Origin of the sequence: Pelistega sp. MC2 (assembly GCF_900099475.1) — a bacterium.
Classification (GTDB): Bacteria; Pseudomonadota; Gammaproteobacteria; order Burkholderiales; family Burkholderiaceae_B; genus Taylorella; species Taylorella indica.
Genome location: NZ_LT628274.1, coordinates 387,952 through 398,871 on the forward strand (window position 1 = coordinate 387,952; position 10,920 = coordinate 398,871).

At 34.1% G+C, this 10,920-nt stretch carries 9 protein-coding genes; 4 read left to right on the plus strand and 5 right to left on the minus strand.

Going from position 1 to position 10,920, the window contains the following annotated elements; genetic code table 11:
* Window positions 1-9: 9 nt before the first annotated feature.
* Complete coding sequence (locus tag BQ4443_RS03585; protein WP_071058089.1) at window positions 10-1,233, minus strand: condensation domain-containing protein; 1,224 nt, start codon at window positions 1,231-1,233, stop codon at window positions 10-12.
* The gene (locus BQ4443_RS03590) at window positions 1,230-2,534 is read right to left on the minus strand and encodes a condensation domain-containing protein (protein ID WP_071058090.1); all 1,305 of its coding nucleotides are present in this window, start codon (window positions 2,532-2,534) and stop codon (window positions 1,230-1,232) included. Before BQ4443_RS03590 ends, BQ4443_RS03585 begins: the two co-directional genes overlap by 4 nt.
* An 89-nt stretch (window positions 2,535-2,623) precedes the next feature.
* Between BQ4443_RS03590 and BQ4443_RS03595 the strand changes: the two genes are divergently transcribed.
* The 4 genes from BQ4443_RS03595 to BQ4443_RS03610 all read left to right on the plus strand — a co-directional run bounded on the left by BQ4443_RS03595 (window position 2,624) and on the right by BQ4443_RS03610 (window position 8,001).
* The gene (locus tag BQ4443_RS03595; RefSeq protein ID WP_071058295.1) at window positions 2,624-3,748 is read left to right on the plus strand and encodes a histidine decarboxylase; all 1,125 of its coding nucleotides are present in this window, start codon (window positions 2,624-2,626) and stop codon (window positions 3,746-3,748) included.
* 13 nt (window positions 3,749-3,761) lie between these two features.
* The gene (locus BQ4443_RS03600) at window positions 3,762-5,357 is read left to right on the plus strand and encodes an ATP-binding cassette domain-containing protein (RefSeq protein WP_083331840.1); all 1,596 of its coding nucleotides are present in this window, start codon (window positions 3,762-3,764) and stop codon (window positions 5,355-5,357) included.
* Window positions 5,358-6,926, plus strand: coding sequence for an ATP-binding cassette domain-containing protein (locus BQ4443_RS03605; RefSeq protein ID WP_071058091.1), 1,569 nt, complete (start codon window positions 5,358-5,360; stop codon window positions 6,924-6,926). It begins immediately after the preceding gene.
* Window positions 6,927-7,020: 94 nt separating this feature from the next.
* Entirely contained in the window at window positions 7,021-8,001 is a 981-nt protein-coding gene (locus tag BQ4443_RS03610) for a siderophore-interacting protein (RefSeq protein WP_071058092.1), read from the plus strand.
* 332 nt (window positions 8,002-8,333) lie between these two features.
* Here the strand turns inward: BQ4443_RS03610 and BQ4443_RS03615 are convergent, their stop codons facing one another.
* Genes BQ4443_RS03615 through BQ4443_RS03625 form a run of 3 tightly spaced genes read right to left on the minus strand, consistent with a single transcriptional unit; the run spans window position 8,334 to window position 10,631 of the window.
* Window positions 8,334-9,113 carry an HlyD family type I secretion periplasmic adaptor subunit gene (locus tag BQ4443_RS03615; RefSeq protein ID WP_083331841.1) on the minus strand — a complete coding sequence of 260 codons (780 nt, stop codon included), beginning with the start codon at window positions 9,111-9,113 and terminating at the stop codon, window positions 8,334-8,336.
* A complete protein-coding gene (locus tag BQ4443_RS03620) occupies window positions 9,079-9,990 on the minus strand; it encodes a hypothetical protein (RefSeq protein WP_071058093.1) in 912 nt (303 codons plus the stop codon). Before BQ4443_RS03620 ends, BQ4443_RS03615 begins: the two co-directional genes overlap by 35 nt.
* 41 nt (window positions 9,991-10,031) lie before the next feature.
* Entirely contained in the window at window positions 10,032-10,631 is a 600-nt protein-coding gene (locus tag BQ4443_RS03625) for a hypothetical protein (protein ID WP_143000544.1), read from the minus strand.
* Window positions 10,632-10,920 lie beyond the last annotated feature (289 nt).

Genomic DNA, 10,920 nt, shown 5'->3' on the forward strand with positions numbered 1-10,920 from the left:
CTCCTAGTATCATGAAGCTGTAATCACAGTGTTTAATTGCTCTTGGATTAGATTTAATAAGCAAACAACATCCTCATCAAAGATAGCTTGCTCAACAAAATCAACATCAAAATTTAAACACCCTTCTGGTTCTTTTGCCTGAAAACGAACATCCATTATGATTTGGGGTGTTTGAGTTAATCCACTTATTTGTGACACACCGCAGTCTTTTGATAACGATATCCACGAAAGCCCACTAGTAATAACAATCGGCAAAGGTGCCTGTATATTGTTCTTGTGCGCTAAATACCTACCCAACTCAACTCCAGAAAAATGGAGATGCTCCATTCTATCCATAATTTCAACCTGTAATTCTTTTATAGACTCCAGAGTAATACCTCTTGTTTCTTTTTCCCAATTTACTACGATGAAAGAAGAGTTATTGGACAACTTCGTTTTATATAACGGTAATACAGGAAGAGCGCAACAAATAGACTCAGTATTCTTCCATGTTGCCAGCACCTCCATTATTACAGCAATCAAAAAAGAATTAACAAATAGTCCATTCCTACTACAAAACCTATTAATTTCTTCAATGCTATTATTAATTAATAAGGATTTTCTTTTGAATCTAGACTCCTTAATTTCCGTAATAGGTACATTCCATTTTATTGGGTTATATCTCAAATCAGAGAATTTATTTACCCAATATGCTTTATCTCGACGGATATGTTCTATATTTTTTATTTTTTTCTGTTCGGATTCATGGACATCTTTGATACAAAAGTTGTCCTCAAATAATTCTTTAATGAGGATAGAAATAGACCTTCCATCAACAATTAAAGCATCAAACTTTATAAATATAGTTGTATACCCATTACTGCGCTGTATTAAAGTAATATTCCACAATGGCTTACCAAGATCCAGAACCTCATGACTATATTTTTCCCTAAAATCTTGTATAAAACATTCTTCGTTTCCCAAGTTCTCTCTCAAGTCTATTTCATCTACATTAAGCACCGGCTCATCAACAACATATTGTTCATAATTTTCCTCATCAATATAGGTACGTAAACATTCGTGATAGCCTATCATATCTTTTATTCTACTAAGTAACCGTGAATTATCTATACGTCCATAATATTCTCTATACTCTTGCATTGAGACTCCACTTAGTGGCAGTACAGACTTTCTCCCCAAAAGATAGCTCATTTGTAAAGAGGTTAATTGTCTTACACCTTCTTTTTTTCTCATTTACGGATATCCTCATCAAGAAACTCAAGGTTTTGGATTACTGAAAACATATACTGGCAAAAGGAGCGAAACATTGCCTTGGCAATGTATTCAGGAATAATATCTACTCTAACATCCCAGTTAATCAATACATTATTTTCGACCCTTACTATTTGAGCATCCAATGCAACATGAGAGCTCTGAGAAATAGTCCAATTCAATGATCCTAATACCTCTTTCACTCTCTCTGAATACAAATTGCCTGTTTCTATATCCAACCCAGAAGTAAACACTATAGGAGCAGATTCGATTCTTCCTGTTTTCCGAGACAAATCACGTAAAATTAAAACACCATCATAATCGCTATAATCTAACTTCTCATACAAATCCACTGCTATGTCCTGGCATAAATTGCGCAAACAATTAATATTTTCTAAATTAACATTCACTATAGTAAAGTTCGCAAACTCCCCGATACACCTATCCTTATCTTCCCTTGGTGGCCTTCTATTAAAAACTGGAATGCTCAAACGATAGTTTTCACCAATATATTCACTTAGGGCATAAGCAAACAAACTCATGGTAAGAACGCTAGGCGTAAAACCATTACTTCGTGCGATTTTTTCTAAAACAATGTACTCCTGCTCTGTCAACCATTTATACAATCTAACACTCTTTACTTTTCTTTTTTCTTCAAAATTACCTATTTTCTCTAAAGGGCATGGTGCAATTTTATTAACCTTATTACCCCACCACTTCTGAGCAGAAGAGAAACCACTGTGATGACTTTGCGTTCTACCATAAATGAAATCAAAAAATATATTACTAGGCATCGCCTCCAATTCTTCTCCCCTATATAATCTACATAAATCCTCCAACATATCAGGTATGCACGATGGGTCTAAAGCCAGCATATCCGCATCTATATGTAAAATAAACTGCCCTTCATCTAGTAATGTGATTGAAAATTTAATAACCTCACCATCCCAAATATTCAAGACTTGGTGTTCCCAACTTTTTCTTTTTTCAAAAATAAATAAATTTGCTAAATCAGGTTTACCCTGCAAATCATCACAAACTACCGCAGGAATTTTATCTTCATCAATAAAATCTACTTCTCCTTCTTGACTCAACCGAAGTCGCATCATAGGATGAATTGAATACAGTCTCTTGATAGACTGAATTAACTTCATGACATCTATATTCCTACCTAAAAATTCGATATAAAGATGAGATGATACTGTTTCTTGTCCATCAGCATTAATAAGTTGATTAACTCGTCCAAACCAGCATGCCTGTTGCATTGGAGTCAAATTATTCATCACATTATTCCAAAATTGACACTATTAGCAAACCATTTTATCATATAAAATAAATGATAATCGTTTTTATTTTTATTTTTGTTTTTGTTATGCGAGCATCTAAAAAAACTCTACAAATATTGGATAATTTCTGGGAATACTGTAAAGAAAACCAATATTTCAATAAAGGATATCCAGAATCAGCTTCTTTTGACTACTCTCCTCTTTTCCGCTTTTTTCAGTTTTCAATGAACAATTGTGGTGATTGGCGTACAGACAGCAACTATGCTCTAAATACTTTTTCTTTTGAAAGAGAGGTCATTCACTATTTTTCAAACTTATTTTCATTGCCTATTGAAGAGAGTTGGGGATATGTCACAAACGGAGGAACAGAAGGTAATTTATTCGCATGCTACATCGCAAGATCCTTATTTCCCACAGGAAATCTTTATTGTTCAGATCAAACTCACTACTCTGTACTAAAAATAGCCAACCTTCTCAGAATAAATCTAATAGAAATACCCTCCTCGGCAAACGGAGAAATTCGTTATGATCTTTTAGCAAGAAGTATCAAGGAACACAACGATAAAACACCTATTATTTTTGCTAATATAGGCAGTACTATGCTGGGTGCAATTGATAATATTAATCTAATACAAAATGCATTATCAAATCTAGGAATCCCCAGACAAAATTATTTCCTACACGCTGATGCAGCCCTTAGTGGAATGATTTTACCATTCGTTGATAACCCGAATCCATTTAATTTTAACGATGGTATAGACTCAATTGCTATATCTGGTCATAAAATGATTGGAATGCCTATTCCATGTGGAATAGTCCTTACCCGTCAACGCTTTTTGAACACTATTTCTAAACATATTGACTATATAGATTCACTAGATCACACAATTAGTGGTTCACGAAATGCTCACTCTGTATTGATGTTTTGGTATGCTATTCAACAGTACTCCGTAGAATCATGGAAAAAAAGAATAAGACACTGTTTAAATCTTGCAAAATGCATAGAAAGCAAACTCAACTGTTTTAACATTAAAACATTACGAAACAGAAACTCCATTACTGTCGCCTTTCCAAAACCATCAGAAAATGTCTGGAAGAAACATTGCCTTGCTACGACAAATAATTGGTCTCACTTAATTGCATTACCCCACCATCAGGATATCAACTGTTTTTCTGGTATTCTTTCAGACATTATACTTGACCTCACCTGATAAACGTATCATCATGCTAATACTACCTCAAAATTTATCACCTAAGATAAAAAAAGATTTAAAACAACAGTTTTTCCCTCTTTTGCTTAGTATTTTTTTAGCAACCTTTGCTGGTATATCGACTTTATATGGATTCTGGAAATTACTAGCATTTGTAGACTCACAAAATACAAGACACCTATTGTTTTGTATACTATCTTGGATTATTGCTGGAGGAGGATATGCTTTATCTAGCTATTATGCACACGCAGCAGAATTGAATTTTGCTCAGAAAATTCGCTTAAACGCAGCACAGCACATAGCACACCTTCCTTCTACTACATTAGCCAAATATGGCAATACAGAGCTCAAATCTCTATTGACCACAGATGTGCATCACATACATTACTTGATGGCACATTTTCCCAGTGAATTTGTTTGTTTCATTGTCGTTCCTGGTACATCTGTCTATTTTCTTATAACCCTTATCGGATTAAAATCCTTATTTATTCTTACTCCTGCTCTCATTGCATCTCTTTATTACTTAATAGTAGTGCCATATACAAATGCACGAGATGGAGAGGCGAGGATGCAGGTTATCAAAAATATCATTTCTATTGTCGATGATTATTTTAAAGGGATTAAAATTCAAAGAATTTATGGCTCTGAGAAGAATTTTATTGAGCAATATAAAAAAGAAAGCCAAAAATTTACAACTGAAATGCTAACCTGGGTAAAAAAAGTAGCAACACTATCTGCCATTGCTACTTCCTTATTGCAAGCCGTCGCCACATTTACTATCACCTATTTACTAACTTACAAGGAAGATTATATAACCATATTCGGTTCATTATTTTTTAGTCTAGCATTTGTAATCCCAGTTCTCAGATTAGGACATGGATTAGACTATGTTAGCTTAGGAAAAGCAGCCCTTAATCGGTTAAATAATCTTCTACTAGAGGAAACAATTAGTTGGGGGGAAAAACACCCTCCCAACATGCGAGAAGGTATCATATTTTCTGTAAAGGATGCATGCATACAAGTACAAAACAAAATACTTATCAAAAATTTTAATCAAACCTTTGTCTCTGGCGAAATAACTGCCATTTCTGCACCAAGTGGAACAGGAAAAACAACGCTCCTAAAAGCACTTGCAGGTGTACAACCACTTAGCTCTGGTTTTATTAAAATTAATGGAATTTCAATACACCAACTTTCTGAAGATTTTTTCTATTCTACGGTATTGCACATTCCGCAAAATATTCAAACTACGGAAACATCTACAACAACAATAGAGGAATATCTTAGAGTTTTTTTCCCTAACTTTAGTAACGACAGTTTTATAGGGGCTTTAAATAAAGCAATGTTATTCCATTCTCTAACCACAAAACTAAACTCACTCTCTGGGGGGGAACTTCAACGATTAGCACTATCGAAAGTTTTTCTAACAAAATCAAAAGTAATCTTGTTAGACGAACCAACCAGTAATTTAGATGAAGAAACAGCTATGGCAATTATTACCGAATTACGTAAGGATATCCAAGCCACTCATAAAACGCTTATTATCATAAGCCATAGTCCCTCAATAATAGCTATGGCAGATCATCAAATAACTCTAGGAAATACCTAAATGACTCACAAAAATAAAAATCTTGTAGCATTGATACCCACATCAATTCACGGTTTACTAGCAAAAATATCCCTTGGTTGGATATTAGTTGCACTTGTTGAAAGCATGTTCTATATCACTTTATGTTTATTCATAATGTACAAAAAAGCACCTTCAGAAATATTGATGTTGGCTCTTTTGTACATCATTTTCACTACTGTTGTTGTTAGAAATGGATATTTAACAGGAGTAAAGGTTGCTGGCATCCTGTACCAAGGACTAGAACATACCTTATCGACAGCTAAACTATCTTGGTTTTGTCTTGAAACTCAGGCCAAAGTCAATAGTATGACATCTCAAAAAATTCCTTTTCTTATGAGTTTACCAGCTCATCAATTACAAACTTTTATTCATGCCCTTTTTTTACCTATTTTTATTACCTTGGGTATCGCCATTTTTTGGGGAACTGAAATTGCTACTCTAGTTACAATAGCACTCATATCTGCCTTTGGTATGCAATTGCTTGGGCAAAAATTCTTAAAAAAAGCCGCAAAATCTCAAGAAACTTTAGACAATGAAATAGCTCAACAGATTATTACATTTATTGAAAACATTGAAGTACAAAGAAGTTACGTAGGTATGTCAGCTTCAACAAGGCAACTTGAACAAGTATGGAGAGACAATGAAAAAGTTCTAGGTAAACTAAATTTTGGTTCAGCAATCGCTACTTTTTTTGCTTATACGAGCAGTCTGCTACCTGTTATTATCACCTCTGCATACCTACTAGTTATAGATAATTCACAGATCAATATCCTGATATTGGCTATTTTAGTTACCAGAGCATCCTCGCCTTTTGAAGCATTGGCAAATGCAATATTAACTCTAACATCAATCAGGGGAGCATTTATTCAATACGATGAATTAACACATGCGCCTACGCTAAAAAATGAAGCAGAATATGATCTACCAAATTCAATATTTCCTTTATCTGCCCACAATATTAGTCATAACCGAGTACTAAATAACGTTTCTTTTGATATTTGGAAAAACCAACGAATACAAATAAAGGGGAAAAGTGGTTCAGGGAAAACTACTTTACTTGAATTGCTTATGCGTTTTGATGATCCAGAACAAGGAATCATAAAATTAGGAGAAAAATCCGTTACTAAATACCATTATGACGAATTCATAAAACTCATTTCCTATGTTCCACAAAACCCTATGATATTTACGGGTTCACTTGCTGATAATATTCGTCTTAGTCAAAGATCAATTACGGACTCTCAAATAATTGAGGTATTAACTAAGTTAGGGCTATCCTCTATTATTAAAAGAAATGCTGCAGGCATTAATCAGTGTGTAGGGCAAAATGGTTCCATGCTATCAGGTGGAGAAAAACAACGTCTTTGCATCGCTAGGGCTATACTGAAAAGCACTCCTATTTTAGTACTGGATGAGGCTACTTCAGCCCTAGATGAAGCTACTGAAAAAATGGTGATTAGCTACATAAAAACACTACCAACAACTGTCATATTCACAACACACAGAAATGAACACTTGTGGGAACGTGATGCTGTAATCACCCTATGAATAAATTCTCTTTAAAACAGCTCTCTCTAAGTAAATTATTGTTTATATATTCTTACTAGAGAGAGCACTGTGTATTTGTATACGGAACAATATAATGACTCAATTAAATTGTTATACTTCTTTTGAATCAGATTTAAAAAATTACTGGATTGACAGTTTAAACCACGATAACAATTATGAATTTTTGCTTTTCATCCGATTAGTTACTCCTTTTAAACAGACTCAAAAAGTAACTATCAAAGATATTTTCCATGAAGGCTTTTTAGTTAATATCTCCCACAAAACAGATCAACGCAGTACACCTTATTTTTATAATTTTCCCAAATATCAAACCTCACCTCTAAACTACTTTATTAATTTATACAACGAATTTCTTGCAAAACAAGGTAATACTAGCATAAGCTATACTCGACGATTTATCGTTAAGGAAAAATATACTCTTAGTCCTTCATTTACACGCATAAAATTACAATCTTTGGACGGTTTGCACTTTAATATACAACCAGCATTCTTTGCCGCTATATCTATAAATGACAATATATTTCGTGCGTACACATACAGACAAATAAATTATTTCAATCAATCTATCAGTATTGACTTTTTCAATCATGGTGTTACGCCAACTTCTGAATGGTTAAAACACCAAGAAAAGGGAAGTATTATCACAACGATAAGAGAAAAAAACGAATCTATCACTCACTTGGATACTGGTATTGTATTATTATGTGGGGATGAAACTGCTTTTCCTGCCATTGCTGAAATTCTAAACAATTGGATGAATATACGCCCACCTCTTGTTTTGCTAGAAATGCGCAATGAGGCAGACCTAAATTACTTCAATGATTGTGAAACTCCTCCTGGAACTAAAATCCATACTTTTACTATCACAAATGAAGAAGAATATGGTACTCAAATAAAACATTTCTTAGAAAGAAAACCTTTAATTATTGAAAAGGTCTGGGGAGCATTTAACAGATCTGGAATGAAATTATTGAGACAATTTTTTGAACAGAAATATCATTTAACCTCCTCTAATATGATTATTCGTGCCTATTGGAATAATCAAAGGAAGTAGTATTAAGTATACTAAAACATAGATAATTAATTTTTTGCTAAGAATAACCTTGTATTTGGATTGTATTACTTACCCAATTGCATAACTACTTACGACTCATGCTCTCATGGCTAAGTGAACAAAAATACCAAATTTGATTTCAATGGACGAAGACGCACCATTACCCTGGCATTCAAACAATCTTTTTAATATAGCATAAAAGAGCATAATAGGATGGTTAGAGTTTATTCTTCTAACCATCCTCATAATATTGGCTTTAATAAGTTTTCACTTTAAAAAATAACCTACACCTATATATACAATCAAAATGGTAAAAATACAAACTCTTTATATTATCGTTCCCTCATACTTTCACTAATTGTTTCCTTCAATGGGCTTAATAAATAGCTAATCACTCGTCTTTCTCCCGTCTTAATTTCAGCCGTTACTCGCATCCCAGCACTAAAAGGAACTTTTTGATCGTTCACCATCAAGTAATCCTGGTTGATACCAATCACCGTTGAAAAAACCAGTCCCAATACTTTGTCTTCTATCGCATCAAAACTCACAGACTTCACTACACCAGTCACATAACCATATCGAGAATAAGGAAAAGCATCTAATTTAATCGTTACAGGTTGGCCAACCCCTACAAACCCTATATCCTGATTTGTGATTAAAGCTGTTACTTCTAGCCTATCTTGCTCTGGAACCACTACCATTAAGTTTTGTGCTTCGGTCACTACTCCACCGACAGTATGAATCTCTAGTTGTTGCACTGTCCCTGTGACAGGTGATGTAATCGTCGTTGTTTTTTGACGTTGTTCCATTTTTTGTTCTTCGTACAACAATTGTTCCACATCTTCTCTAGCTTGACGAAGACTATCTTGTGTATCTCGTCTAAAAGACAATAGCAATAAATCATAAGCACTTTCAGCTTGACGAATGCTCTCCTCTATCTCAAGCAATTTATTTTGATTCATCTTCAGTTCATTTTGCAAATCAATAACCTTAGTCTGATGAATAAAAAACTCATGTTTAGAAATAGCGGCTTGTTTTTGAAGTCTATCTAAGTCTTTTAGCCTGGAGCTTTCAATTTTAACAATACCCTGATATTTCTGAATTTGAAACATCAATGTTTCTTTCTCTGCTTGTCGTTGTTTTAATTGAGCTAATGAGTGGAATATCTAAACCTTGTGCATGCAAGTCTTTGAGAACAACGCTTCGGGGATTACTTATTTCAAAAGTATTTTTAGGTGCGATGTTCTTCAAATCTCTAGCCAACTTGATGCTAAGGACAGTAGCCTCGCTAAATCTGTCAGGCTCTTTGAAGGAGGTAGCAATAGGTCTATCAGTTTTTATATCTCTTGTTACAAATTTGTCGTCTATCTTGTCCGTCACATAAGCAATATTTGCATTGTTTTGCTTTAATACTCTTAAAAGATCATCTTTGACGTTCATTGGAGCACCTTCTATGGCATCAACCAACATCCAAGCAGATTCGCTTATTCCAAATGGATTTTGGAAGAAAAATCTTTTCTGATAATTAAACTTTCCAACTGCACCATTAAAACTTAGCACTTCATTATTTTTGTTAAGTCCTGCCGCTTCCAAAGCAGCACTTAAATAAGTTACACAGTTATGGTTCGCTACATTGTAGTAACTTGCATCAAAGGTAACACCATTAACTGATTGTGTTGTATGAAACTGACGTAGATCATTGAATTGTTGCTCCGTAATCTTGATTCTTATGGATTGGTTAGCATAGCCATAATTATCGGTATCTGTATCAAACACCGAGCCCGCTCCAATAGCGTCTCCACCTGCTTTAGAAGCAAATCCAGAACTAATAAATGGTCTCAATCTACCTTTCTTATCCTCAAATAGAACTGGTATCCCATTTTCCTGTAGTTGGCTAAGCTCAAACCATACATGTCCCGCATCTGATTTACCTGAATCACCATAAGGTGTGCCAGGATTAGCGGTTTTTACTGTTAAAAAATATTCCATGAAACCACTCTCCTCTTACATGAAAACATCTATAATCATCATCAAAACCTAAAGTCTGCGAATTTCACTGTCCGAAACGCATAAGCCCCCATCAACCCTACAAAAATTGGAATACGTGATAACTGAGGATTTTCGTTTTCCAAATCTGTCACAACAATACGATAAGTCTTATATGGCTGAAACTTAAAAAAACTTGTACCATACGCATCTATCTTTTTCATTAACGAATCACCTGTACAGTACATCATAGAAAATGGTTTTTGAACTCCTTGTGGCTTTTCTGTATATTTCCCATTACATCCCCTAAATAGAAAAACATTTTCATATTGCTTTTCACCACCTTGATAGATTTCTAGTTTTAACTTAACGCCAAGACCTGATCCTTGTACATGCTCATAAAAGTCACTCGCTTTCATACCTAGTGCCAATGTCTGCCTGCGCAATATCGCCCATCCTGGTCTATACTCAAACTCAAACTGACTACCATCCGCCTTTAATGGCATAGGATAATAAATATCATCTAGATAAGGTTCCCACATACCATACGCAATATAGCTGCAACTACCTATAATACCCACCAGAATAGTAATCAAAAACCAGCCAAAAATTTTTTTACATACCGTCGCTACACCCATCATCATCCTTTAATCTACGACCTTCATGTCGCAACTAGCTACGCTCAACAAGAGAGATGTTACGTTATTTACCCGAAGATAGTTATGAAGTAACTTAAAAGCCAAAAATCAACTTTTTGTTAAAAATAATTTCACTCTAAGCATATTACATAATGAACTCGAAATAATCAATAAATTTTTATAAAACAGAGTGTTATAAGTATGAATCAAATCTGACCTCATACAATTATTCAACAAGAAAATATGAAAAAAAAAAAAAAAAAAAAAAAAAAAAAAAAAAAAAAATTAAAACAAA